This is a genomic window from Bradyrhizobium sp. LB14.3, from assembly GCF_040547985.1.
Classification (GTDB): Bacteria; Pseudomonadota; Alphaproteobacteria; order Rhizobiales; family Xanthobacteraceae; genus Bradyrhizobium.
The window spans coordinates 50,165-73,741 of the sequence record NZ_JBEPQT010000020.1 but is presented as its reverse complement, the minus strand read 5'-3'; the positions used below and the strand labels follow the sequence as shown (position 1 = coordinate 73,741).

Sequence of the window (23,577 nt, the reverse complement as noted above, 5' to 3'; positions counted from 1 at the left end):
ATGACGATGGACAAACGCATTATCCCCCTGATCATGTGCGGCGGTGCCGGCACGCGGCTGTGGCCGGCTTCGCGCGAGGTGCGCCCCAAGCAATTCCTGCCGCTGTTCGGCACGCGCTCGACGTTTCAGGATACGCTGCTACGCGTCTCGGAGGCCTCGCTGTTCGATCGCCCGATCGTGATCACCAACGCCTCCTATCGCTTCATGGTGCTGGAGCAGCTCGCCGAGATCGGCATCGAGGCCGACGTGATCCTCGAGCCGATGCGGCGCGATTCCGGGCCCGCGATTGCCGCGGGCGCGGTGTTCGCGCAGAACCGCGCCGGTGAAGCCATCGTGCTCGCGCTCGCCGCCGACCATGTGGTGCAGGACAATGCCGCCTTCGTCGCGGCGTGCCGCGAAGGTCTGATCGCCGCGAGCGCCGGGCGGATCGTCACCTTCGGCGTCAAGCCGGAGCGGCCGGCGACCGAATACGGCTATATCAGCCCGGGCGAGGTGATCTCCGGCACGGTGCACGCGGTCGCGCGCTTCGTCGAGAAGCCGGACGCGGTGAAGGCGGCCGACTACGTCAATTCCGGCTATCTCTGGAACAGCGGCAACTTCATGTTCCCGGCCAGCGTGCTGCTCGACGAATACCGCAAGGTTGACGCGGCGAGTGTGGAGGCGATCTCCAATGCCGTCGCCAATGCCGGCCGCGATCTCGGCTTCGTGACGCTGGAGCCCGAGGCATTCGGCGCGGCCAAGGCGATCTCGGTCGACTATGCGGTGATGGAGAAGACCGCGCGCGCAGCGGTGGTGCCGGTGTCCTGCGGCTGGTCCGACGTCGGCTCCTGGCACGCGGTGTGGGAATTGTCCGAGAAGGACGCGCAAGGCAATGCTTCGCACGGCAGCGCCGTGTTCGAAGATAGCCGCAACTGCAACGTCACCACCGATTCCGCGCTGGTCGCGCTCGAAGGCGTCGACGATCTCGTCGTGGTCGCGACCGCGGATGCGGTGCTGGTCTCGCGCCAGAAGGATGCCAACGGCCTGAAGCGGCTCGTGACCAAGCTCAAGGCGGTGGCACCGAAGGTCACCGAGGAGCACCTCAGGGTGCATCGGCCCTGGGGCAGCTACCAGTCGGTCGACAATGGCGAGCGCCACCAGGTCAAGCGCATCGTGGTGAAGCCGGGCGGGCGTCTGTCGCTGCAGAAGCACCATCATCGCGCCGAGCACTGGATCGTGGTCCGCGGCGCCGCCCGCGTCACCGTCAACGAGACCGTCAAGACGGTGCACGAGAACGAGTCGATCTACATCCCGATGGGCGCGGTGCACCGGATGGAGAACCCCGGCAAGATCATGCTGGAGCTGATCGAGGTCCAGACCGGAAGCTATCTCGGCGAAGACGACATCATCCGGATTGAAGACGACTATCAAAGGTCGTAGCCAGCAAGCTCCGAATCACGCGACCCGGGCTGAAACGTTGGTCTCTTTCAGAGGCTTAAGGCCCAGGGAACGTGTAACTTTTTGAATCAAATTGTGTCCGGATCGTGAGGGCGGCATTCGCCACAAATGTGGCGTCCGTGCTAGAGCTGCGCCGGGGATTTTGCGTTGAATCGGGGTTTGCTCAGATGAGTTCCAACGGATCTGCACCGGCAAAGGCCGGCTTGCGCGTCGGCGTCATTGGCGCGGGCGTGATGGGCAGCAACCACGCGCGCGTGCTGAGCGGCTTGCCCGGCGTCAGCCTCGTCGGCGTCGTCGATCCTTCGCCGGCACATCGCACGCGCGCCATGGAACTTGCTAATTGCACGGGCTTCGAGACGCTCGACCAGCTCTTGGCCGAGGGCATCGATGCCGTCACCATTGCGGCGCCGACCCATCTGCATCACGAGGTCTCGCTCGCCTGCATCGCCAAGAACATCCACGTGCTGGTCGAGAAACCGATCGCCTCCACGGTCGCGGAGGGCCGCGAGATCGTCACCGCCGCGCAAAAGGCCGGCGTGACGCTGATGGTCGGCCATGTCGAGCGCTTCAATCCGGCGGTCGCCGCCGTCAAGCAGGCGATCGCGGGCGAAGATATCCTCTCCATCGCGATCACGCGTGTCGGCCCGTTCCCGCCGCGCATGTCCAACGTCGGCGTCGTCATCGATCTTGCCGTGCATGACATCGACCTGATCCGCTGGTTCACCGAATCCGACATCGTCGAGGTGCAACCGCAATTGTCGAGCGCGATCGCCGAGCGCGAGGACATCGCGTTGCTGCAGTTCCGCACCGCCAACGGCGTGCTCGCCCACATCAACACCAACTGGCTGACCCCGTTCAAGGCGCGCAGCGTCACGGTCGCAACCCGCGGCAAATACGTGATGGGCGATCTCCTGACGCGTCAGGTCACCGAATGCTTCGGCTTCAAGCCGGACGGCAGCTATTCGATGCGGCATCTGCCGGTCGGCCATGACGAGCCGCTTCGCGCCGAGCTGATCGCGTTCCTCAAGGCCGTGCGTAACGGCGAGACGCCGGCGGTCACGGGCGACGAAGGTGTTGCCAGCCTCGAGATCGCGACGCAGTGCCTGGAAACGCCGTCCCGCCCCGCAGCCACGTCGTCCGCCCGCAAGGGTCCGCGCCGCGTCGCCGGCTGATCCTTTTCCATGTCGACCATTCAAGAAGGCGCCAAGAACCAGGCCATGAACCAGCATCTGCGTTCCGAACCCATTCCCTTCGTCGACGTCGCCTCGCAGCGCCGCCGGCTCGGCGATTCGCTCGATACAGCCGTGAAGCGCGTTCTCGACCATTGTCAGTTCGTCAACGGCCCTGAAGTCGCCGAGCTCGAGAAGCAGCTTGCGGCCTATTGCGGCGCCAAGCACGTCATCGGCTGCGCGAGCGGCACCGATGCGATCCTGATGGTGATGATGGCGAAGAATGTCGGGCCGGGCGACGCCGTGCTGTGTCCGTCCTTCACCTTCATCGCGACGGCTTCGCCGGTGGCGCGGACCGGCGCAACGCCGGTCTATGTCGACGTGGACGAAGCGACCTTCAACATGAGCCCGGAGTCGCTGAAGCGCGGCATCGCGACCGCCCGCAAGCAGGGCCTCAAACCGGTCGCGGTCATTCCGGTCGACCTGTTCGGCCAGCCCGCCGATCACGACGCCATTGCCGAGATCGCCAAGGCGGAAGGCCTGTTCGTGCTCGACGACGCCGCGCAGGGATTTGGTGCGAGCTACAAGGGCAGCAAGCTCGGCACGCTGGCGCTCGCCACCGCGACCAGCTTCTTCCCCGCAAAACCGCTTGGCTGCTTCGGCGACGGCGGCGCGATCTTCACCGATGACGACGAGCTCGCGGCGACGCTGCGCAGCATCCGCGTGCACGGGCAGGGCGTCGATAAATACGACAACGTCCGCCTCGGCCTGACCGGCCGGCTCGACACCATGCAGGCCGCGATCCTGATCGAGAAGCTGAAGATCTTCGACGACGAGATCGCTGCCCGCAACAAGGTCGCCGAACGCTACGCGCGAGGACTCAGCAATGTGGTCACCGTGCCGCGCGTTGCTCCCGGCAATACATCGGTCTGGGCGCAGTACACGATCCGTCTCCCTGAGGGCACCGACCGCGACGGCTTCGCCGCCGCGCTGAAGGCCCAGGGTGTGCCGACCGCGATCTATTACGGCAAGTCGATGCATCAGCAAACCGCCTACAAGCAGTATCCGGTTGCAGAAGGCGGCCTGCCGGGCTGCGAGAGCCTGTCGCAGGACGTCATCAGCCTGCCGATGCACGCTTATCTGACCGAAGCCGATCAGGAGCGAATCATCGCGGCCGTGCGCGGCGCGCTTTCAACCTGATTTCGCCGTTATTCTTTACCTCTCCCGCTTGCGGGAGAGGTCGGATCGCGCAAGCGATCCGGGTGAGGGTTCTCTCCTCTGGGGGGCTCAATTGCGGAAACACCCTCTCCCCAACCCTCCCCGCAAGCGGGGGAGGGAGCGGACCTGCGCCGCAGCTTGCACCTAGACCTAATCTCGCCATGCTCTAAAACATACGCATGCTCGGACGCATCTTCACGGTTGGCGGATATACGCTGCTCTCGCGGCTGACGGGATTTGCCCGCGACATCATGCTCGCGGCGATCCTCGGCGCCGGCCCCGTGGCCGACGCCTTTTTCGTGGCGCTGCGGCTGCCCAATCATTTCCGCGCGATCTTTGCCGAAGGCGCGTTCAACGCCGCCTGGGTGCCGGCCTATGCCCACGTCCATGGCGAGCGCGGGGAGGGGGCGGCAAGATTGTTCGCCGACCGCATCTTCACGCTGCTGCTGGCCTCGCAAGTGGTGCTGCTGATAGTCGCCTGGCTGTTCATGCCGCAGGCCATGAGCATTCTGGCGCCCGGCTTTAGCGAGGATGCCGAGCAGCGCAGGCTCGCGATCGAGCTCACCCGGATCACCTTTCCCTATCTGCTGCTGATCACGCTGGTCACGCTCTATGGCGGCATGCTCAACGTGATGCAGCGCTTCGCCAGCGCTGCGGCGGCCTCGATCTTCCTCAACATCTCGATGATGATGACGCTGGCGCTCGCTGTCTGGTTTCCCAGCGCGGGCCATGCCGCCGCCTGGGGCGTCCTGATCTCGGGCTTCCTGCAATATTTCCTGCTGGCGGGCGATCTCGCGCGCCATGGCGGCCTGCCGCGCTTTGCGCCACTCAAGCTCGACGAAGACGTCCGCGGCTTCTTCAGGGCGCTCGGGCCCGCGACGCTGGGTTCGATGGGCACGCAGGTCGCGCTGTTTGCCGACACCATCATCGCGACCTTCCTGCCCGCGGGCGCGCTGTCGGCGCTCTACTATGCCGACCGCCTCAACCAGCTGCCGATCGGCGTGATCGGCATCGCCATCGGCACGGTGCTGCTGCCGGAGATGTCGCGGCGGATCACCGCCAACGACCATGACGGCGCGATGAAGGCGCAGCGCCGCGCGTTCGATTTCACGCTGCTGTTCTCGGTGCCGTTCGTCGCCGCCTTCCTCACCGTGCCCGACGTGATCATGCGTGCGCTGTTCGCCCGCGGGGCGTTCTCGAAGGCCGATGCCGCCGTCGCCGGCGCCACGCTCGCCGCCTATGCCATCGGGCTGATCCCCTTCGTGCTGATCCGCAGCGCGGTCGCGTCCTTCTATGCGCGCAAGGACACGGCGACGCCGGTTCGAGCGTCACTGACCGGCATCGCGGTCAACGTCGCCCTGAAAGTCGCCTTGATGGGATCGCTCGCCCAGATCGGCCTGGCGCTCGCAACAGCCGTCGGTGTCTGGACCAATCTGCTGCTGGTGCTCTTCTTCGCAGTGCGGCGGGGCTTTCTCGTGCTGGACCGTGCCTGGCTGTTGTCGCTGGCCAAATTCCTGCTGACCGGCATCATCCTGGCCGCCGCCTTCTGGCTGATCGCGCGGTTCAGCGGCGCCTATCTTGCCTCGATGCACTTCCAAGACGAACTGACGCTGGTCCTGTTGGCCCTCGGGGGCACAATCGTCTACGCGCTCGCGATCCTGGTTCTGTTCGGCCGCCGCTGGCTGGTCTCGCTGGTGCGCGGCTAGCTTCTTCGAATTTTCAACGCATTGACGGCTCGACCTTGTCGGCACGGACCAGTCTCGATCGTCCTTGGATGGACACATCGCGGAAGTGCGGTGGATGGACCCTGCACACGTGAAGTGATGCCGTCACCTCGATCCGGCAAAATCGAACCAGGAGCACTGTTTATGAGGATCACCGTCGAAACCAACGTAGCAGCCCCCATCGATCAGGTCTGGCGCGCTTATACGACGCCTGCCGACATCATGAAGTGGAACGCCGCGTCCGACGACTGGCATACGACCAAGGCTACCGTCGACCTGCGAGAAGGCGGTGCCTTCTCATCTCGCATGGAGGCCAAGGACGGCAGCATGGGTTTTGACTTCGCCGGTACGTACACGAAGATCGTCGAACACAAGCGGATCGAATACGCGTTCGGCGAGCGAAAAGCCGAAGTCGAGTTTGTGCCCGGTCCGAAGGGCATTCTCGTCCGCGTTGTCTTCGATGGCGAATCGACGCACTCGGTCGAGCAGCAGCAAGGCGGTTGGCAGGCCATCCTCGACAACTTCGCGCGACACGTGGAAGCGAAGCAGAAGAAGTCGTGAAGGCGGGTAGGGGGAAGAGATGAGATTCCTGACAGGCGTCGTCGGCTTTCCTTGCCCAGCACCTGACGGAAACTGAACCGTCGGGGAATGATCCCTTCGGCTCATTGGCTAACCTCTCAGAGCGGTCGCAAAACGTCCGCTTGCCTCCCATTGGCCGATGACTGGCCGGCACGACCAATGTGCTCATTGCGACCTGTAAGGGGTTTTCCGAGCGTGCCGGGGAGGTCCGCAGGATCATCGATCTTCACAGGGAAATGAGCGAGCCGCAACCTTTCCGTCCCATCCCCTTCTGACCGGCGGACCGTGCCCAGCCAAAGCCATTTGCCTTGCAACTTTTTCCACGGCAATATGCCGGCAAAACAACCATGAGAACGGGAAGAGAAAATGGCGGCTCCCATCAAGTTCGGCGTTGGCCAAAGCGTGCTGCGCAAGGAGGATGACGCACTCATCCGCGGCAAGGGCCGCTATACCGACGATTACGCGCCGCAGGCTGCGCTCCGCTGCTTGATGCTGCGCTCGCCGCATGCCCATGCCAAATACACCATCGATGCGAGCCGCGCCCGCGGGCTTCCCGGCGTCGCGCTGATCCTGACCGCCGACGACGTCAAGGATCTCGGCAATCTGCCCTGCCTGTTCAATCTCGAAACCGATCCCTTCACCGGCCCGCCTTACCCGATCCTCGCGAAGGACGAGGTGCGCCATGTCGGCGATTCCATCGCCTTCGTCGTGGCTGAGACCATCGACCAGGCCCGCGACGCGATCGAGGCGATCGAGGTCAAATGGAGCCCGCTGCCGGCTGTGACCGGCGTCGTCAACGCCATCAAGAAGGGCGCGCCGCAGGTGTGGCCGGACAAGGCCGGCAATGTGCTGTTCGACGTCTCGATCGGCGACAAGGCCGCGACCGAAGCTGTGTTTGCCAAGGCGCATGCAGTCGCCGAAATCTCGATCGTCAATCCGCGTGTGGTCGCGAGCTTCATGGAGGCGCGCGCTGCCGTGTGCGAATACGACGCCAAGCGCGACCATCTGACGCTGACGGTCGGCAGCCAGGGCAGCCATCGCCTGCGCGACATCCTCTGCCAGAACGTGCTGAACATCCCGACGGACAAGATGCGGGTGATCTGCCCCGACGTCGGCGGAGGCTTCGGCACGAAGCTGTTTCCCTATCGGGAATACGCCCTCCTGGCAGTCGCCGCGCGAAAGCTGAAGAAGGCGGTGAAATGGGCGGCCGACCGCACCGAGCATTTCATGGGCGACGCGCAGGGCCGCGACAACGTCACCACCGCGAAGATGGCGCTTGCTGAGGACGGCAAGTTCCTCGCGATGGATTGCGACCTGATGGGCGACATGGGCGCGTATCTGTCGACCTTCGGCCCCTACATCCCGCATGGCGGCGCCGGCATGCTGCCGGGCCTCTACGATATCCAGGCGTTCCATTGCCGCGTGCGCACCATCTTCACCAACAGCGTGCCGGTCGACGCCTATCGCGGTGCGGGGCGGCCTGAGGCCGCTTATGTCATCGAGCGCCTCGTGGATGCCTGCGCGCGAAAACTCGACATGACGCCGGACGCCATCCGCCGCAAGAATTTCATTCAGCCGAAGGCGCTGCCGTACAAGACCGCGACCGGCAAGGTCTACGATTCCGGCGACTTCGCCGCGCATCTCAAGCGCGCGATGGAGATCGCCGAGTGGAAGGAGTTTGGAAAGCGCGCAAAGCTCGCCAAGAAGAACGGCCTGATCCGCGGCATCGGGCTTGCGAGCTATGTCGAGGTCTGCGGCACCATGGGCGAGGAGACCGCCAATGTGCGGATGGATCCCAATGGCGACATCACCGTCCTGATCGGCACGCAGTCGAGCGGGCAGGGCCACCAGACCGCCTATGCGCAGATCGTCGCCGAGCAGTTCGGCGTTGCGCCCGAGCGCGTGCACGTCCACCAGGGCGACACCGATATGATCGCCACGGGCCTCGGCACCGGCGGCTCGGCCTCGATTCCCTCAGGCGGTGTCAGCGTCGAGCGTGCGACCCGCGAACTCGGCGCGAAGCTTAAGGAGATCGCGGCGCAGGCGCTGGAGGCCAGCGCCGGCGACCTCGAGATTTCAGAAGGCGTGGTGCGCATCGCCGGCACCGACCGTTCGATCTCGTTCGCCGATCTCGCTAAGCGCCCCGGCGCCGACCCGTCGAAGCTGAACGCGAGTGCAACCTTCGCCAGCGCCGATGGCACCTATCCGAACGGCACGCATGTCGCCGAAGTCGAGATCGATCCGGCCACCGGCATCATCAAAATCGTCAACTACGTGATCGTCGACGATTTCGGCAAGACGCTCAATCCGCTGCTGCTGGCCGGCCAGGTGCATGGCGGCGCCATGCAGGGCATCGGCCAGGCGCTGATGGAGCAGGTGGTCTATGGCGCGAGCGACGGCCAGCTCATCACCGCGACCTTCATGGACTACGCGCTGCCGCGCGCGGCGGACGGGCCTGCGTTCGTGTTCGAGACTGCCAACGTTCCCTGCACGACCAACCCGCTGGGAGTGAAGGGCGCGGGCGAGGCCGGCGCGATCGGCTCCTGTCCGGCCGTCGTCAACGCCATCGTCGACGGGCTCTGGCGCGAGTACAAGATCGACCACATCGACATGCCCGCGACCGCGGAGCGGGTGTGGATCGCCATCAACGAGCACCATCGCCGTCACAGCCTGTAAACGGCGATCTCCGCGGCGGGAATAAACACCCGCCGCCGGGTTCTATCATGATGGCGCTCCCCCAACCCATACAAGCCGGAGAAACAAGCCGATGAAACGGATGATGATTGTCGTGGGCACGTTGGTGCTAGGTGCGGGCGCCGTGATGGCGCAACAGGAGATTGCCGTCCAGCAGGACAATCTGATGCGCTCGCAGGCCAAGAGCCTCTACACCGTCATCCAGAAGATGACCAAGGGCGACATCCCCTACAACCAGAAGGCCGTCGACGAGGCGATCGCCAATCTCGAGGGCGACGTCGCCAAGATTGCCAAGACGTTCGAGGTCAATCCCAAGCAGGACGTCGTGAACGCGACCTATGGGGCGTCGTCGAAGGTTTGGAAGAACAAAGCCGATTTCGACTCCAAGATCCCACCGGTCCAGAAGGCGATCGCGGACGTCAAGGGCAAGATCACCGACGTGGCGAGCCTGAAGGCCGCCTATACCGCGATCAACGATCGCTGCACCGATTGCCACGAGACCTATCGCGTCAAGCTGAAGTAACAGCACGCACGACACCACAAGCTCAGCGTCATCGCCCGCGAAGGCGGGCGATCCAGTACGCCGCGGCGCTGCTGGGGACGTTTGACGTCTCTGGAATACTGGATTCCCCGCCTTCGCGGGAATGACAGGGGAGGCGCAGCAAATTCTATTCGCAAGGCCTGACGGATCGCTGTCAGAGCGGCTATCTTCAGCTCGGCCGCCGCGGCGTCGATGCGAGCTGTTGGATGCTGGCGCATCTGGCTCCTGACGACTTTATGACGTCAGGAGTTCCAACGCGGCAGGATCTGAATCAAACAGCGAGACAAGCCATGGTGAAACCGTTCCCGTCGAAGACGCACATCGGCAACCATATGCTGCATCCCGAAACGCTGATGCTGACCTATGGCTATGATCCGCAATTGTCGGAAGGCGCCGTCAAGCCGCCGGTGTTCCTGACCTCCACGTTCGTGTTCAAGACGGCCGAGGATGGGCAGGACTTCTTCGATTTCGTCTCCGGCCGGCGCGAGCCTCCGGAAGGGATGGGTGCGGGCCTGGTCTATTCGCGCTTCAATCATCCCAACAGCGAAATCGTCGAGGACAGGCTCGCGATCTACGAGCGCACCGAGAGCTGTGCGCTGTTCTCATCGGGCATGGCGGCCATCGCAACCACGATCCTGGCTTTCGTCCGCCCTGGCGATGTCATTCTGCACTCCCAGCCGCTCTATGGCGGGACGGAAACCCTGCTGACGAATACGCTTGCGCGTCTGTCGATCGGCGCCGTCGGCTTCGCCGATGGTGTTGACGAAGCTGTGGTCAGCCAGGCCGCGGAAGAGGCCATGGGCAAGGGCCGGGTCTCGATGATCCTGATCGAAACTCCGGCCAACCCGACCAACGGGCTGGTCGACGTCGCGATGATGCGGCGTATCGCCGACGTCATCGGAAAGAAGCAAGGACACGTCCCGATCATCGCCTGCGACAATACGCTGCTCGGACCGGTGTTTCAGCGGCCGATCGAGCACGGCGCGGATATTTCCTTGTACTCGCTCACGAAATATGTCGGCGGTCATTCAGACCTGATCGCGGGCGCCGCGCTCGGCGCGAAGGCGGTCGTGAAAGGCATCAAGGCGCTCCGGGGCGCCATCGGCACCCAGCTCGATCCGCATTCCTGCTGGATGATCAATCGGTCGCTCGAGACGCTGAGCCTGCGGATGGAAAAGGCCGATGCGAATGCGCGCCTCGTGGCCGACTATCTGCGCGACCATCCCAAAGTGGCCAAGGTCCACTATCTCGGTCATCACGAAGCGGCTTCGCCGGCCGGACTTGTGTTCGCGCGGCAATGCTCAGGTGCGGGATCCACGTTCTCGTTCGACATCGTCGGCGGCAAGGCGGCGGCCATGAAATTCCTCAACGCGCTGCAGATCCTCAAGCTGGCGGTGAGCCTTGGTGGAACGGAGTCGCTTGCGAGCCTGCCTGCCACCATGACCCATTCCGGCGTTCCCGCCGATATCCGCCGGAAAATCGGCGTCCTCGATTCCACGATCCGGCTGTCGATCGGCATCGAACACCCCTCGGACCTGATCGCCGACCTCGCGCAGGCGTTGAATGCGGCCGAACCTGACGTGTGACGTATGCGCCAGCGCGGGCTCCGTGAATCGAAAAGGGCGGTTGCGTAAGCAGCCGCCCTTTTGTCGGACAGTGCGAAAGGTTACTTCATCACCTGACCGCGGATCTCTCCGCCCGGATTGGCCGCGGTGTGGATGTTGACGTAGAGCTTGCCGGCCAGGAGATCGGCGGCCTGCGCGTCGGTCAATGTCGCCGAGCCCTCGGCCGGGCTCTTGGCGGCGCCGGGGATCGGGACCGCGACGCCGGCGTTCTTGCCGGCCTCGGCGGGTCCGTGGAAATGGGCGGCGGTGGCCGGGCCGGACAGGCCGGAATAGGTGACCTTCCAGGACAGCTTCTTGCTGGCGGCGTCGTAGTCCAGATCGGCCGTTCCGGTGCCGCTGCTGGTCGTTGCGGGCACCTCGGACTTGGCGTCGAGCGTTGCTTTCAGCTTTTCCGCGCTGGCCGAACCCGCAAAGGCAACGGCGCCGAGCACTGACACGGCGATGACGGTCTTGTTCATGACTCTTCTCCCTGCTGAACCCGTTTGGGCTGCCAAACTTCCAACAGCCGGCATTTCAGTTTATTCCCGTTTTAGGCCGCGGTGGGCTAAATTCTTCGTGGCTGGAGCGGGGAAGACATCGGTCATAAGGTTCGCCGCGAGGCACGAAAGGACCGCATGTTGCGACGAACCATCTCCGTGGCGCTGCTCGCCGCACTCGCCGCAGCCGGCGCCTATTGGTGGCTCAGCGCGCCGGTGGTGGCGGCCGGCGGTGGCGCGCCTGCCCACGTGCCTGATCTTGCCAATGGCGAGGTGATGTTCAACGCCGGCGGCTGCGCCTCATGCCATGCCGTCCCCGACCAGCCCGATCGTCTCAGGCTCGGCGGCGGCGTCGCGATCAAGTCGCCGTTCGGAACGTTCTACGCGCCGAACATCTCCTCCGATCCGACCTACGGCATCGGCAAATGGAGCGATGCCGAATTCGTCAACGCGGTGATGCGCGGGGTCTCGCCGGACGGACAGCATTATTTTCCGGCCTTTCCCTACACGTCCTATCAGCATGCCAGGCGCGAGGAAGTGCTTGATCTCTTCGCCTATCTGAAAACGCTGCCGGCCGTTGCAGGCAAGGTGCGCGACCACGATGTGCGCTTTCCCTTCGACATCCGGCGCAACGTCGGCATCTGGAAACTTCTGTTTATGGACGGCAAGCCTTTCGTCGCCGACAGCGCGAAGTTGCCGCAATGGAATCGTGGCGCCTATCTCGTCAACAGTTTTGGCCATTGCGCGGAATGCCACAGCCCGCGCAATGCGCTTGGCGGCATCATCGCCGGAGAACGCTTCGCCGGCGGACCCAATCCGGAAGGCGAGGGCTGGGTGCCCAACATCACGCAGAAGGGTCTTGGGGAGTGGAGCGCGAAGGATATTGCCTATCTCCTGAAGACCGGCGAACTCCCCGACGGCGACAGCGTCGGCGGTGCGATGACGCGGGTGATCAAGAACACCTCGCAATTGCCGGACGAGGATCTCGCGGCGATGGCGGACTATCTCAAATCGCTGCCGCCGGTGGACGGTCCGCCGCGACCGAAGCGCAAAGAAGGAAGTTAGGTCGCGCCAAACGCCTTGAAGGTGATGATGGTCAGGGTGTCCTGGATGCCCGGCAGCACCTGCACCTTCTCGTTGACGAAGTGGCCGATATCGGTGTCGTTGTCGACGTAGAACTTCACCAGCAGGTCGTATTGACCGGCCGTGGAATAGATCTCGGAGGCGATCTCGGCTTCGGCAAGCGCATTGGCGACCACATAGGATTGGCCGAGCTTGCATTTGATCTGGACGAAAAAAGGAACCATTGCAGTCACTCCGAAGGCATATCTGACCGGCTAATAGGCCAAAACCGGCCGGATTTGGCAAGCGAACTTGCTGCCTCTGTATATGCGCGCTAGGAGGGGCCATGGTCCCCAGGAAGCGGAAAGTCGGCCCATGATCACCCCCGTGGCGCTCACCATCGCCGGCTCCGATTCGAGCGGCGGTGCCGGCATCCAGGCAGACCTGAAGACCTTTGCCGCGCTCGGTGTCTTCGGCGCTTCCGCCATCACGGCGCTGACGGCGCAGAACACGCGCGGCGTCACCGGCATTCACGCCGTGCCTGCCGAGTTCGTCACCGCGCAGATCGACGCGGTGTTTTCCGATCTCGAGGTCGGCGCGGTCAAGATCGGCATGGTGGCGCAGGCCGCCAGCATCGATGCGATCGCGGCCGCACTGTCGCGCTGGAAGCCCCAACACATCGTGCTCGATCCCGTGATGGTGGCGACATCGGGTGATCGCCTGCTCGCGTCCGAAGCCATCGACGCCCTGCGCATCAAACTGATGCCGCTGGCCTCGGTGATCACACCCAACCTGCCCGAGGCCGCAGCTCTGCTCGACGAGCCGGTCGCGACAAGTGAGCCCGAGATCGAGAGCCAGGGGCGCCGGCTGCTGGCGTTGGGCTGCCGTGCGGTCCTGATCAAGGGCGGGCACGGCGAGGGCGCCGAGAGCACCGACTATTTCGTCGATGCCAAGACCACGATCGCGCTCGCCGCGCCGCGCGTGGCCACAAGCAACACCCATGGCACCGGCTGTTCGCTGTCCTCGGCGGTCGCCGCCGGGCTGGCCAGAGGCGAGGATCTCGAGCGCGCCGTGCGCAACGCCAAGGCCTGGATCAGCGCTGCGATCGCGGCCGCCGACCGCTTCAGCGTCGGCCACGGCCACGGGCCGATCCATCATTTCCACAGATTTTACTGAGACCGGCCGCGAGCGCGCGGCCGTTAACCCATCCAGCCAGCAGTTCCGGGTTCTTGCGGAGGTTGCTGCGGCGTGATGTCGCCTGATTGTCGCATGCGACTGATATTCGCGGGGAGGGCGAGGCAAGGCGCGATTCGTATCCGAGGGTGCGTCAAAGGTTCAATTGGTCATCCCCCTGTCACGGGACATTGTTACAGGCTGTCGCATGGGAAGTTACGATGTGAGTGACGAGAGCCCTGAGCGGCGCTTTCGCACGTTGTTCATCTCCGACGTTCATCTCGGAGCCCGCGGTTCTCAAGCCGACCTTCTGCTCGACTTCCTGCGTTTCCATGATGCAGACACGATCTATCTCGTCGGCGACATCGTCGACGGCTGGGCGCTGAAATCGAGCTGGCATTGGCCGCAATCGCATAACGACCTCGTCCAGAAGCTTTTGCGCAAGGCGCGCAAGGGCGCCAAGGTCATCTACATCCCCGGCAATCACGACGAGTTCCTTCGTAACTATTACGGCACGCATTTCGGCGGCATCGACGTCGTCGAGAACACTGTCCACACCGGCGCGGACGGCAAGCGCTATCTCGTCATCCACGGCGACATCTTCGACCTCGTGGTGCAGAACGCGCGCTGGCTCGCCCATCTCGGCGACAAGGCTTACGACTTCGCGATCCAGATGAATCGCTTCGTCAATTTCTTCCGGCGCATGTTCAAAGTGCCCTATTGGTCGCTGTCGCAATGGGCCAAGCAAAAGGTCAAGAACGCCGTCAACTATATCGGCGCGTTCGAGCAGGCGCTCGCCGCCGAGGCGCGGCGCCATGACGCCGATGGCGTGATCTGCGGCCACATCCACTACGCCGTGATCCGCGACGAGGGCGGCATCCGCTACATGAATTGCGGCGACTGGGTCGAGAGCTGTACGGCGCTGGTCGAGCACGACGACGGCCGTTTCGAGATCATCACTTGGGCGGACCAGGCCGAGAAGCCGGCACAGATACCGCAGGTCGCAGCCAAAGCTGCATAACAAGGGCAGCCTGATGCGCATTCTGGTCGCGACCGACGCCTGGCACCCGCAAGTCAACGGTGTGGTTCGGACGCTGACCAAGCTTGCTGACGCCGCCAAAAGCCTCGACGTCGAATTCGCGTTCCTGACGCCGCAATCGTTCCGCACCTTTGCGATGCCGAGCTATCGGGACGTGCGGCTGGCCATGCCGCGCCCCGCGCGGATCGCGAAGCTGATCGAAGAGGCGCACCCGGACAGCATCCACATTGCAACGGAAGGTCCGATCGGCCTGATGGTCCGCCGCTATTGCCGCCAGCGCAAGCTGCCCTTCACGACCAGCTTCCACACCCGCTTTCCCGAATATGTCCGCGCCCGCGTGCCGGTGCCGGGCTCGCTGATCTGGCGAGCGCTGCGCCGATTCCACAGCCCCAGCCGCGCCGTGATGGCGGCAACGCCTGCGCTCGCCCGCGAGCTGACCGAGCGCGGCTTCGACAATGTGGTGCTGTGGCCCCGCGGCGTCGACACCCATTTGTTCCATCCTCGCGCGATCGATCTCTGTTTGCCGGCACCGGTGTTCCTCTCGGTCGGCCGGGTCGCGGTGGAGAAGAACCTCGAGGCATTCCTTGACCTCGATTTGCCCGGCACCAAGGTGATCGTCGGCGACGGTCCGGGGCGTATCGCGCTGGAGGAGGCCTATCCGGACGCGATCTTCCTCGGCGAAAAACACGGCGAGGAATTGGCGGACATTTACGCGGCCGCCGACGTCTTCGTGTTTCCGAGCAAGACCGACACGTTTGGCCTGGTCCTCCTCGAAGCGCTCGCAAGCGGCCTGCCGGTCGCGGCGTTCCCGGTGAAGGGGCCCCGCGACGTGATCGGCGACGCGCCGGTTGGCGTGCTCGATCACGATCTGCGCAGCGCCTGCTTCGCCGCGCTCGACATCTCCCGGCAGGACTGTGTCGAATTCGCCGCCAACTACACCTGGGAAGCCTCGGCCTGGGATTTTATCGACAGCATTTTGGCGGTCGGCGCGGTGCTGCCGGGCCGGAACGGGGCGGAGCCGGCGCGCTTCGTCGCCTGAGCGGAAGAAATCCTCGCGTGGAGGTGTCTTGCCCGCGCCTCGATAGCCGCGATATGGTCGGTTATGACCGAACAGCTCCTCCCGATCGGCCCTGCCGATATCGATGCCGCAGCACGCGTGATCGCGCCCTTCGCGGTCCGCACCCCGCTGCTGTCCTTTCCCGTGCTCAACGAGCGCGTCGGCGCAAAGGTGTTCCTGAAGCCGGAGATGCTCCAGCGCACCGGTTCGTTCAAGTTTCGCGGTGCTTTCAACAAGGTCGCCTCGATCCCGCAGGACAAGCGCGCCGGTGGCGTGGTCGCGTTCTCCTCCGGCAACCATGCCCAGGGGGTGGCGGCGGCGGCAAAGATCCTCGACATGCAGGCGACCATCGTGATGCCCGCGGATGCGCCGCTGTCGAAGCGCGAGCGCACCAAATCCTATGGCGCCGAGGTCGTGCTGTACGACCGCGATCGCGATGACCGCGAGGCGATCTCGCGCGGCATCGCCGAGAAGCGCGGCGCGACGCTGGTCAGGCCCTATGACGATCCCTTCGTGATCGCAGGCCAAGGCACTGCCGGCCGCGAGATTGCGGAGGATATGGCGGCGCTCGGTCTCGCCCCTGACATCGTGGTCGCGCCGGCCTCTGGCGGCGGCCTGATCGCGGGCGTCGCGACGGCAGTAAAGGCGCGCTATCCGTTAGCCCAAATCGTCGTCGCCGAGCCCGAGTCGTTCGACGATCACGGCCTTTCGCTGACCGCAGGTCATCGCGAGCCGCACGGGCCGGCAGGCCGCACCATCTGCGATGCGCTGATGGCCCTGATCCCAGGCGAGATGACGTTTGCGATCAACAGCAAGCTGCTCGCGCGCGGCGTGACCGCGTCGGACAAGGAAGTCGGCGCGGCCGTCGCGTTCGCCTATCGCGAGCTGAAGCTCGTGGTCGAGCCGGGCGGAGCGGTGGGCTTGGCCGCGCTGCTTGCGGGGCGTCTTGATGTTGCCGGCAAGAACGTCGTCATCGTGCTCTCCGGCGGCAATGTCGATGCCGATCTGTTCGCGGAGCTGGTGGCCTGATTTTCTAATCGTCTCACATGAAGAAGGGGCAGAACGTTGCCGCTCTGCCCCTTTCTGTATTTTCGTTTGGTGGATTCGAACTTGCCGCTTGCTCGGTGCAACCTCTCCCGCTTGCGGCCCGCAAGCGGGAGAGGGAGCGCACCTTCTTCTCCGTGCGATCAGTGCATGAAGCTGCGGTGGTTGTTGCTGCCATTATTGCCCTGGCTCTGGTTCATCGACTGGCGAAAATTGTTGCTGCCGCCATTGCCGATCCGGTTGGTCGTGTTGAACTGCGGGCGGGTGTTGTTCTGGATCTGCACCTTGTTCACCGGGTTGTTGTTGATCTTCGCGCCGTTGTTGATGCGGATCGGATTGTTCTGGGTCTGAACGTTGACGGGTTTTGCACCGACGTCCGTGCCGCCCTTGCCGACATTCACCGGCATGCTCACGATCTTGCCAGGAGTGCTGTTGGTAGCGCTGTTGGCAGTGCCGCCATTGCCGAGCTTGCCGATGCCGTTGTTGTCGCCCGGCTTCTGCACGATCGGCAGATTGCCGTTCACTTGCGCGCCGCCATTACTCTGCTGTAGCGGCATGTATTTGGGCTGGCCGAGATTGCCGATCTTGAAGGTCGGGTTGACGTTCTGCGGCGCCAGGAACTTGGTCGCCTGCATCAAGGAGATCTGCTTCGGCTGCATCTGGAGCTTCAGCGCGACCTGCGCATAGGGCGTGTTGCCGTAGCTGTCGTAGAAGTTCTTGTAGCCGAGCGGCGAGTTCGCGAGCACCGCCTTGTGCCAGGCCTGCGAGAGCAGCAGGTTGGAGAGCAGCCAACGGACGTGATCGCACAGCGGGTCGTGCGGATACATCGTGATGAACTCCTGATAGTACTCCGGACGGGCTTCGGACACGACGTAGTCATAGGCCTGGCGCGTCGAGCGGCTCGGCAGGTTGGAGGCCATCTGCACCACCGGCGCATTCACCGGCGCGCGGTTGGCGGCAACAGCGGTGTCGCCGAAGAAGGTGAAGTCGGACGTCAGCGACGAGCTCTCCCAGGGGATTTGTGCGCCGCTGGTGGTCTGGTTCACTTCGAGGCGCACGCGCTTGAACAGCTGCTCGATCGGGACGTTGGGCTCGCGCGCGACGTTGAGGAAGGCTTGCGTGTAGGGGCTGTGGCCGCCCGAGCCGTCCTGCGCTTCGGCGCCCGGCGCGGTCGAGTAGCCGACGATCGAGCCGTTCGGGGCATCGACGATTGCCAAGCCGCGGCCGGCGTCGTTGACGTTGGGGAAGGGGTTGTTGCGGCAGGCGTCGAGGATGACGATGCGCATGCGGCTCGGGATCGTCTCCAGCGTCGACATCACGTCGACCAGACGCACCGAATTGTTGACCAGCTCGGTCTGACTCGAGACCTTGGCATCGACGGGAATGAGGTAATTCTCGCCGGCGAGCTGCACGCCGTGACCGGCATAGTACACCATCGCCACCGTGTTCGGGCCGCGCGCGGACACTTTTGCCGAAAAGTCCTGCACCACGCGGAGCATGTCGTTCTGGGTCAGGTCGGTCGCGGCGACCACTTCGAAGCCGGCGGAGTTCAGGAACTTCGCCATCGACTCCGCATCATTGTCGGGGTTGGCGAGCTGCGGCGCGTTCTGGTAGTTCGAATTGCCGATCACCAGCGCGACCCGCTGCTCAGGGCCTTGCAGCGCGGTGGGAGCTGGCTCGACCGGGGCGACTTGCGCGGAAACAGGGCCGCAGGCGAAGCCGAACAGGCTTCCCAGCAGGCCCGCGGTCATCAGGAAAGGCTTTAGGCGGAACATGGCGTGCTCCTCTGGCACTGATCTCGATACGAGATTGGTTGCGAGGAAGCTTGGCCGCGTTCGAGCCTTTGGTCCGTGATCGCGATCACCATGGTGGCCTACGTGATCTGAATCACGCTTGGAACCTGCTAGGGTGAGCGGCCGGTGTCCGGCCGGGCCGGGCCGGGTCTCGCCGGCGATGACATGCTTTTCAAGGAAATGCCGTCACATGTTGAAATCGATCGATCCGATCCTCACGCCCGACCTGCTCTGGCTACTCGCCGCCATGGGCCACGGCGACGACCTCGTTTTCGTCGATGCCAATCACCCGGCAACCCGCATCGCGCAGAGCACGAATTCGCAGCGCTTGATCCAGTTGCCGGGCATGACCATGGAGACCGCGATCCGCGCCATCATGTCGGTCTACCCGCTCGACGATTTCGATCCCGATCCGGTGCGCGTGATGATGCCGGTCGACGATCCCGACCGCGTCCCCGACGTGCAGCGTGTGGTGCTGGCCGAGATCGAACGCGCCGTCGGCCGCCCCGTCACGCCCGGAAAACTCGCGCGGCCGGATTTTTACCGGGCAGCGGCAGCGAGCTTTGGCGTCGTGCAGGTCGGCGACAGCAGGGGTTACGGATGCTTCCTGATCAGGAAGGGTGTGGTCAGCTAGGGGAATTCTCGGACCATCCGATTGGTGCGCGATCGTGCAAATAGCTTGGCACTCGAATTTGAATGGCGTTCCCGGACTCGACTGTCTATCGTCAATCCATGTCGCGCCTCATGTGTCTGTCTGTTGCTGTCATCCTGTCGCTGCTGCCGGCCGTCGCGCCCGCTGCGTCAATTCAAAAGCGTCCCAAGCAAGCCTGGCATGGCTACGGCTTCCTGCCGGGCTATCGCCAGCCGCTCAGCAACAGCGTTCCGCTCTACAAGCAGAAGGAAGCGATGCGGCGGATGTCGCGCAGCGACCGGCGCCATTGGTACATCGATCCGGTCCCCCAATATTACGGCTGGGACGGCGAGTGGCGCTATTTCGGCCGGCCCGGCTTCGGCGGCGGCCGCTACAATGGCGGCAGTTTTGGGCCGTGCTGGACGCGGACACCGATCGGCGCGGTGTGGAATTGCGGGTGATCGGCTGAGCTAATCTCGCGCGGCCGCGGCTCGTTCTCGTGCCCCGGACGCAGCGCAGCGCTGCTTTAGCGGTGCGCTGCAGAGCCGGGGCCCATCCATCCGCGCCATACTGTGTCGCCTTCTGGGTCCCGGTTCTGCGCCGCAACGCTCGCGCGTTGCAGCTTGTCCGGGACACGAGACGGAGCATGCCGCGTCCCCTTACGAGAAGAACGCGATCTTCTCGGCCTGGGTCATGCGGCGGATCGGCGCCATGGGATCGTTTGCGGCGGCGCGGGGCTTTTGCAGGATGCCGCTGGCGAGGATGGTGGCGCCGAGTGAGGCTTCGGGGACCGGCGAGGGCATCGGCAGCGTCGTGATCGGCGCTGCGCCGAATGTCGCGGCGGCTGCCATGACCGGCGCCGGCTGCTCCATCACTTCGGCGGCGGCTTCCGCAATGGCGTTGGTGAGGCGCGCAAGCGATTCCATCGCAATCGGCGCTTCCTCTACGGGCTCCTCCACGACTGGCGCGGCGGCGGGCTCAAGTGCGATCGGCCCCGGCATCTCGGCTGCAATGGGCGCTGCGGCCTCCGCAACCATCGGCTCCGGAATGGCCGCTTCCATCTCGACCGGCTCGATGATCTCGTCGAACTCCGGATCTGGCGCGGCCATCTCCAGCGCGATGGCCTCGAGTATGGCGTCGTCCTCGGCTTCCGCGGCGGCGTCGAGCGAAAATTCGTCCGTCACCTCGGCGAAGACGGCGGGCTTAGCGGCCGGCTCTTCAAAACCGGCGGCTTCAGGCGCGGTCTGGCTCTCGGCGACGATCTCCGGCTCCAGGGCGGCGTCCATCGCCTGCTCGGCAACGGAGAAGGTCTCAGCGACGCCGGCCGCTTCCACGGCTGCTTCGGGCTCGATCGCTGCTATGTCCTGCGGCGCCTCCGCAAAAGCTACGGCTGCTTCGCTGGCCATTGCGGCAGGCGCGACCTCCACAGGCGGAGCTTCCGCCGCGGACGACGGCGCGTCCTGCACCGGGGCCGGCGAGGGGTGCGCAGCCTGCGGCGTTGCGTCGCCGTCGATCTGGTCGATCCGGTCCTTGAGCAGATCGAATGCGGCCTTGAGGTCGGTATGGGGGTCGATGGTCGAAACTTGCGCGCAGGCCGCCTCGATGGAGGCAAGCTGCGAATCAATCAGATCGCAGATTCGCCCGTCGGCGCCGATCTCGCGCCAGCGCCAGGAGATCTCCTTGATGATGCGGAGGCCGCGCGGGATCGGCGCGAGGCTCGCCTCGAACGCCGCGGGATCGAAGGCCGCGATTGCGATCGTCTCGGCTTCGCGGATCGCGCGCCGGATTGCGACCAGCGCCTGGGGCAGGCGGTCCTCGATGACGGGTTGGCGCTGTGTCGCAAGGGTTTCTTCGATTTTCGCGACCGCGTCGAGCACCATGCGGGTGTCCGCATTGCGGTTGCGCTTGGCGTATTCACCGAGGAACCAGCGGCCGCGCGCGGTCTCCATGAAGGCTTCGCGGATCGCGTCGTAATCCTGCTCGTTCGGCTCGGCCGCGCGGGCAGACATAGGCGAGAGGGCGAATGCTTCGTTGGCCATGTCAATCTCGTCGCGCAAATCACGGCGCGTTACAGTAACGATCACCACGATATCGACCGAATCGCAATTGGTTTGATGGCACCCGAATCACAAATCCCCATCGCGGTATCTCAGAAGCGGCGATTCGCCGTGAGCCTCGCCGTGTTCTACTCGGCCGTGTTCGCGGTGTCGGGTACGCATCTGCCGTTCTTTCCGGTCTGGCTGAAGGCGATCGGCATCGACGCGGCCTGGATCGGCCTCATCAACGCGCTGCCGGCGATCACGCGCTTCACCACGCTGCCGCAAATCACGGCCCTTGCCGAAAAGCGACATGCCATTCGCGCCGGCATCATGGTGTCCGTGCTCGCGACGGCGATCGGATTTACAGCCGTCGGCCTGCAGGGACAGCCGCTGGCGCTGTTCCTGATCTACGCGCTGACCTGCATGATGTGGACGCCGACGACCCCGCTGACCGACGCCTATGCGCTGCGCGGTGTCGCCCGTTACGGGCTCGACTACGGACCGGTGCGGCTGTGGGGCTCGGCAGCATTCGCCGCCGGCTCGCTCGCCTGCGGCTATCTCGTCGACCACATCGCGGCGCGCGATCTGATCTGGGTCATCGTCGCTTGGGCCGTTGTTGCGGTCGCCGCCAGCCTTTTCCTGCAGCCGCTCGACGATGTCAGGCGAAGGACGACAGCGGCGCGCGCCGGCAAGGCGCTGCTGCACGATGCCGGCTTCTGGGCCATCATCGTTTCGGCCGCGCTGATCCAGGGCAGTCACGTCGCGTACTATACGTTCTCGGCCATCAACTGGCAGGCCCACGGCCTCGGCGGGCTGACGATCGCGGGCCTGTGGACGTTAGGGGTGATCGCCGAGATCATGGTGTTCGCGCTGTCGCCGCGCTTCTCGCTGCACCCGTCCTCGCTCATGGCCATCGGGGGCGCGAGCGCGGTGGTGCGCTGGGTCGTCACCGCGCACGATCCGCCGCTCGCGCTGCTCGCGGTCGTGCAGCTCGGCCACGGCCTGACCTTCGGGATGACCATCCTCGGCACCATGAATCTCCTGGTGCAGCGCGTGCCGTCGCATCAGATCGCGCGGGGGCAGGGCTACTACGCCGCGTGCAACGGGCTGCTGGGTGCGACCACCTCGATCGCGTCAGGCGCGATCTACGCCCGCATCGGCGACGGCCTGTATTACGTCATGGCTGCGATGGCCGGCGCCGGTGCACTTCTCATCTGGTCGGCGCGGCACCGGCTCAAGGCTCAGCCCCAGAGCGAAGAATCCGGCGGATAGACCAGGCTGTCGTCATACCGAAGGCCATGATCGCGGTCGCGCGCCAGCAGCAGCGGACCGTCGAGATCGACGAAGCGGGCCTGCGGCGTCACCAGCATTGCCGGCGCCATCGCCAGCGAGGTTGCGACCATGCAGCCGATCATGATCTCGAAGCCGAGCGCCTGCGCGGCATCCGCCATCGCCAGCGCCTCGGTGAGGCCGCCGGTCTTGTCGAGCTTGATGTTCACGGCGTCGTAGCGCTCACGCAAAGGTGCGAGCGAGTGGCGGTCATGCACGCTCTCGTCGGCGCAGACCGCGAGCGGCCGTTTGATCCGCGCCAGCGCGTCGTCCTTGCCGGCCGGTAGCGGCTGCTCGACCAGGGTGACGCCGGCGGCCTCGCAGGTCGCGAGATTGTGCTCCAGATTGGCCTCGGTCCAGGCCTCGTTTGCGTCCACGATCAGCTCGGATTCGGGGGCGGCCTTGCGCACCGCCGCGATCCGCTCCCCGTCGCCGTCACCGCCGAGCTTGATCTTGAGCAGCGGCCGGTGCGCCGCTTTGGCGGTCGCCGCCGCCATGGCCTCGGGGGTGCCCAGCGAGATCGTGTAGGCCGTGGTGCGCTCGCCCGGCACCGGGCGGTCGAGCAGGCTCCAGGCCCGCAGCCCCGCCGCCTTGGCTTCCAGATCGATCAGGGCGCAATCCAGGGCATTGCGGGCCGCACCGGGCGGCATGGCGGCTTGCAGGGTCCGCCGGGTGAGTCCGCTCGCCACGGCCTCCTGCATGGCCTGGATGGCCGCAAGGGTTACCTCGGGCGTTTCGCCGTAGCGGGGATAGGGCACGCATTCGCCGCGGCCGATCAGGCCGTCTCGGCTCACCTCGGCCACGACGGTTACGGCCTCGGTCTTGGCGCCCCGGCTGATCGTAAAACTGCCGGCGATGGGAAAGCGCTCGATTCGCGCGGCGAGGGCCGGAACTTTGCTGGAAGTCATTTTGAACTCTGGCGAAATCTGAACCTGCTAGTTACCTCT

21 protein-coding genes are annotated in these 23,577 nt (G+C 64.8%); 16 read left to right on the top strand and 5 right to left on the bottom strand.

The annotated features are described in order from the left end of the window. Positions 1-6: 6 nt before the first annotated feature. The 8 genes from ABIB00_RS28620 (at position 7) to ABIB00_RS28585 (ending at position 10,948) form a co-directional block, all read left to right on the top strand. Positions 7-1,419 carry a mannose-1-phosphate guanylyltransferase/mannose-6-phosphate isomerase gene (locus tag ABIB00_RS28620; protein ID WP_354106652.1) on the top strand — a complete coding sequence of 471 codons (1,413 nt, stop codon included), beginning with the start codon at positions 7-9 and terminating at the stop codon, positions 1,417-1,419. A gap of 185 nt (positions 1,420-1,604) precedes the next feature. Then, the gene (locus ABIB00_RS28615; RefSeq protein WP_354106651.1) at positions 1,605-2,609 is read left to right on the top strand and encodes a Gfo/Idh/MocA family oxidoreductase; all 1,005 of its coding nucleotides are present in this window, start codon (positions 1,605-1,607) and stop codon (positions 2,607-2,609) included. Positions 2,610-2,618: 9 nt separating this feature from the next. After that, positions 2,619-3,806: a DegT/DnrJ/EryC1/StrS family aminotransferase gene (locus ABIB00_RS28610; RefSeq protein WP_354106650.1), complete on the top strand. Its 1,188-nt coding sequence runs from the start codon at positions 2,619-2,621 to the stop codon at positions 3,804-3,806. 197 nt (positions 3,807-4,003) lie between these two features. Beyond that, a complete protein-coding gene (murJ, locus tag ABIB00_RS28605) occupies positions 4,004-5,530 on the top strand; it encodes a murein biosynthesis integral membrane protein MurJ (RefSeq protein WP_354106649.1) in 1,527 nt (508 codons plus the stop codon). A 162-nt stretch (positions 5,531-5,692) separates the two neighbouring features. Further along, the gene (locus tag ABIB00_RS28600) at positions 5,693-6,109 is read left to right on the top strand and encodes an SRPBCC family protein (protein ID WP_354106648.1); all 417 of its coding nucleotides are present in this window, start codon (positions 5,693-5,695) and stop codon (positions 6,107-6,109) included. 384 nt (positions 6,110-6,493) lie between these two features. Next, positions 6,494-8,803 (top strand): xanthine dehydrogenase family protein molybdopterin-binding subunit, encoded by a 2,310-nt coding sequence (locus ABIB00_RS28595; protein WP_354106647.1) that lies wholly within the window; start codon positions 6,494-6,496, stop codon positions 8,801-8,803. A 91-nt stretch (positions 8,804-8,894) separates the two neighbouring features. Continuing rightward, entirely contained in the window at positions 8,895-9,344 is a 450-nt protein-coding gene (locus ABIB00_RS28590; RefSeq protein ID WP_354106646.1) for a cytochrome c, read from the top strand. Positions 9,345-9,652: 308 nt separating this feature from the next. Beyond that, positions 9,653-10,948, top strand: coding sequence for a cystathionine gamma-synthase family protein (locus ABIB00_RS28585; RefSeq protein WP_247445524.1), 1,296 nt, complete (start codon positions 9,653-9,655; stop codon positions 10,946-10,948). 80 nt (positions 10,949-11,028) lie between these two features. Here ABIB00_RS28585 and ABIB00_RS28580 read toward each other — a convergent pair whose 3' ends face one another. After that, positions 11,029-11,445, bottom strand: coding sequence for a CHRD domain-containing protein (locus ABIB00_RS28580; RefSeq protein ID WP_247352082.1), 417 nt, complete (start codon positions 11,443-11,445; stop codon positions 11,029-11,031). 156 nt (positions 11,446-11,601) lie between these two features. On the opposite strand from ABIB00_RS28580, the gene ABIB00_RS28575 reads away from it, so the two are divergent. Beyond that, positions 11,602-12,528 (top strand): c-type cytochrome, encoded by a 927-nt coding sequence (locus ABIB00_RS28575; protein ID WP_354106645.1) that lies wholly within the window; start codon positions 11,602-11,604, stop codon positions 12,526-12,528. Here the strand turns inward: ABIB00_RS28575 and ABIB00_RS28570 are convergent. Further along, on the bottom strand, positions 12,525-12,770 hold the full coding sequence (locus ABIB00_RS28570) for an Lrp/AsnC ligand binding domain-containing protein (RefSeq protein WP_247352077.1): 246 nt from the start codon (positions 12,768-12,770) through the stop codon (positions 12,525-12,527). The genes ABIB00_RS28575 and ABIB00_RS28570 overlap by 4 nt on opposite strands. A gap of 130 nt (positions 12,771-12,900) precedes the next feature. Here ABIB00_RS28570 and thiD point away from each other — a divergent pair, with 130 nt between their 5' ends. From thiD to ABIB00_RS28550, 4 genes are all read left to right on the top strand, one after another. Then, positions 12,901-13,701 (top strand): bifunctional hydroxymethylpyrimidine kinase/phosphomethylpyrimidine kinase, encoded by an 801-nt coding sequence (gene thiD, locus ABIB00_RS28565; RefSeq protein ID WP_354106644.1) that lies wholly within the window; start codon positions 12,901-12,903, stop codon positions 13,699-13,701. 205 nt (positions 13,702-13,906) lie between these two features. Continuing rightward, on the top strand, positions 13,907-14,719 hold the full coding sequence (locus ABIB00_RS28560; RefSeq protein ID WP_354106643.1) for a UDP-2,3-diacylglucosamine diphosphatase: 813 nt from the start codon (positions 13,907-13,909) through the stop codon (positions 14,717-14,719). Positions 14,720-14,732: 13 nt separating this feature from the next. Next, positions 14,733-15,776: a glycosyltransferase family 4 protein gene (locus tag ABIB00_RS28555; RefSeq protein ID WP_354106642.1), complete on the top strand. Its 1,044-nt coding sequence runs from the start codon at positions 14,733-14,735 to the stop codon at positions 15,774-15,776. A 63-nt stretch (positions 15,777-15,839) separates the two neighbouring features. Further along, positions 15,840-16,823, top strand: coding sequence for a threonine/serine dehydratase family protein (locus ABIB00_RS28550; RefSeq protein ID WP_247352069.1), 984 nt, complete (start codon positions 15,840-15,842; stop codon positions 16,821-16,823). Between the two features lie 158 nt (positions 16,824-16,981). Here ABIB00_RS28550 and ABIB00_RS28545 read toward each other — a convergent pair whose 3' ends face one another. Continuing rightward, complete coding sequence (locus ABIB00_RS28545) at positions 16,982-18,613, bottom strand: caspase family protein (protein ID WP_354106641.1); 1,632 nt, start codon at positions 18,611-18,613, stop codon at positions 16,982-16,984. 208 nt (positions 18,614-18,821) lie between these two features. Between ABIB00_RS28545 and ABIB00_RS28540 the strand changes: the two genes are divergently transcribed. Beyond that, positions 18,822-19,265 (top strand): RbsD/FucU family protein, encoded by a 444-nt coding sequence (locus ABIB00_RS28540; protein ID WP_354106640.1) that lies wholly within the window; start codon positions 18,822-18,824, stop codon positions 19,263-19,265. 98 nt (positions 19,266-19,363) lie between these two features. Further along, entirely contained in the window at positions 19,364-19,723 is a 360-nt protein-coding gene (locus tag ABIB00_RS28535) for a hypothetical protein (protein ID WP_247352190.1), read from the top strand. A gap of 198 nt (positions 19,724-19,921) precedes the next feature. Here the strand turns inward: ABIB00_RS28535 and ABIB00_RS28530 are convergent, their stop codons facing one another. Continuing rightward, a complete protein-coding gene (locus ABIB00_RS28530) occupies positions 19,922-21,301 on the bottom strand; it encodes a hypothetical protein (protein ID WP_354106639.1) in 1,380 nt (459 codons plus the stop codon). Between the two features lie 75 nt (positions 21,302-21,376). Here ABIB00_RS28530 and ABIB00_RS28525 point away from each other — a divergent pair, with 75 nt between their 5' ends. Further along, positions 21,377-22,573: an MFS transporter gene (locus ABIB00_RS28525; protein ID WP_354106638.1), complete on the top strand. Its 1,197-nt coding sequence runs from the start codon at positions 21,377-21,379 to the stop codon at positions 22,571-22,573. On the opposite strand, the gene dgcA is transcribed toward ABIB00_RS28525, so the two are convergent. Beyond that, positions 22,543-23,538 carry an N-acetyl-D-Glu racemase DgcA gene (gene dgcA, locus ABIB00_RS28520; protein ID WP_354106637.1) on the bottom strand — a complete coding sequence of 332 codons (996 nt, stop codon included), beginning with the start codon at positions 23,536-23,538 and terminating at the stop codon, positions 22,543-22,545. The genes ABIB00_RS28525 and dgcA overlap by 31 nt on opposite strands. Positions 23,539-23,577: the final 39 nt, after the last annotated feature.

Excerpts from the sequence above, each read along its gene's own strand:
- ABIB00_RS28590 (WP_354106646.1), top strand. The coding sequence starts at position 8,895 with ATGAAACGGATGATGATTGTCGTGGGCACGTTGGTGCTAGGTGCGGGC.
- ABIB00_RS28585 (WP_247445524.1), top strand. The coding sequence starts at position 9,653 with ATGGTGAAACCGTTCCCGTCGAAGACGCACATCGGCAACCATATGCTG.
- ABIB00_RS28570 (WP_247352077.1), bottom strand. The coding sequence starts at position 12,770 with ATGGTTCCTTTTTTCGTCCAGATCAAATGCAAGCTCGGCCAATCCTAT.
- ABIB00_RS28545 (WP_354106641.1), bottom strand. The coding sequence starts at position 18,613 with ATGTTCCGCCTAAAGCCTTTCCTGATGACCGCGGGCCTGCTGGGAAGC.
- ABIB00_RS28540 (WP_354106640.1), top strand. The coding sequence starts at position 18,822 with ATGTTGAAATCGATCGATCCGATCCTCACGCCCGACCTGCTCTGGCTA.
- ABIB00_RS28550 (WP_247352069.1), top strand. The coding sequence starts at position 15,840 with ATGACCGAACAGCTCCTCCCGATCGGCCCTGCCGATATCGATGCCGCA.
- ABIB00_RS28555 (WP_354106642.1), top strand. The coding sequence starts at position 14,733 with ATGCGCATTCTGGTCGCGACCGACGCCTGGCACCCGCAAGTCAACGGT.
- ABIB00_RS28615 (WP_354106651.1), top strand. The coding sequence starts at position 1,605 with ATGAGTTCCAACGGATCTGCACCGGCAAAGGCCGGCTTGCGCGTCGGC.
- ABIB00_RS28530 (WP_354106639.1), bottom strand. The coding sequence starts at position 21,301 with ATGGCCAACGAAGCATTCGCCCTCTCGCCTATGTCTGCCCGCGCGGCC.
- ABIB00_RS28610 (WP_354106650.1), top strand. The coding sequence starts at position 2,619 with ATGTCGACCATTCAAGAAGGCGCCAAGAACCAGGCCATGAACCAGCAT.
- ABIB00_RS28525 (WP_354106638.1), top strand. The coding sequence starts at position 21,377 with ATGGCACCCGAATCACAAATCCCCATCGCGGTATCTCAGAAGCGGCGA.
- ABIB00_RS28560 (WP_354106643.1), top strand. The coding sequence starts at position 13,907 with ATGGGAAGTTACGATGTGAGTGACGAGAGCCCTGAGCGGCGCTTTCGC.
- ABIB00_RS28535 (WP_247352190.1), top strand. The coding sequence starts at position 19,364 with ATGTCGCGCCTCATGTGTCTGTCTGTTGCTGTCATCCTGTCGCTGCTG.
- ABIB00_RS28575 (WP_354106645.1), top strand. The coding sequence starts at position 11,602 with ATGTTGCGACGAACCATCTCCGTGGCGCTGCTCGCCGCACTCGCCGCA.
- ABIB00_RS28580 (WP_247352082.1), bottom strand. The coding sequence starts at position 11,445 with ATGAACAAGACCGTCATCGCCGTGTCAGTGCTCGGCGCCGTTGCCTTT.
- ABIB00_RS28595 (WP_354106647.1), top strand. The coding sequence starts at position 6,494 with ATGGCGGCTCCCATCAAGTTCGGCGTTGGCCAAAGCGTGCTGCGCAAG.
- murJ (WP_354106649.1), top strand. The coding sequence starts at position 4,004 with ATGCTCGGACGCATCTTCACGGTTGGCGGATATACGCTGCTCTCGCGG.
- ABIB00_RS28600 (WP_354106648.1), top strand. The coding sequence starts at position 5,693 with ATGAGGATCACCGTCGAAACCAACGTAGCAGCCCCCATCGATCAGGTC.
- dgcA (WP_354106637.1), bottom strand. The coding sequence starts at position 23,538 with ATGACTTCCAGCAAAGTTCCGGCCCTCGCCGCGCGAATCGAGCGCTTT.
- ABIB00_RS28620 (WP_354106652.1), top strand. The coding sequence starts at position 7 with ATGGACAAACGCATTATCCCCCTGATCATGTGCGGCGGTGCCGGCACG.
- thiD (WP_354106644.1), top strand. The coding sequence starts at position 12,901 with ATGATCACCCCCGTGGCGCTCACCATCGCCGGCTCCGATTCGAGCGGC.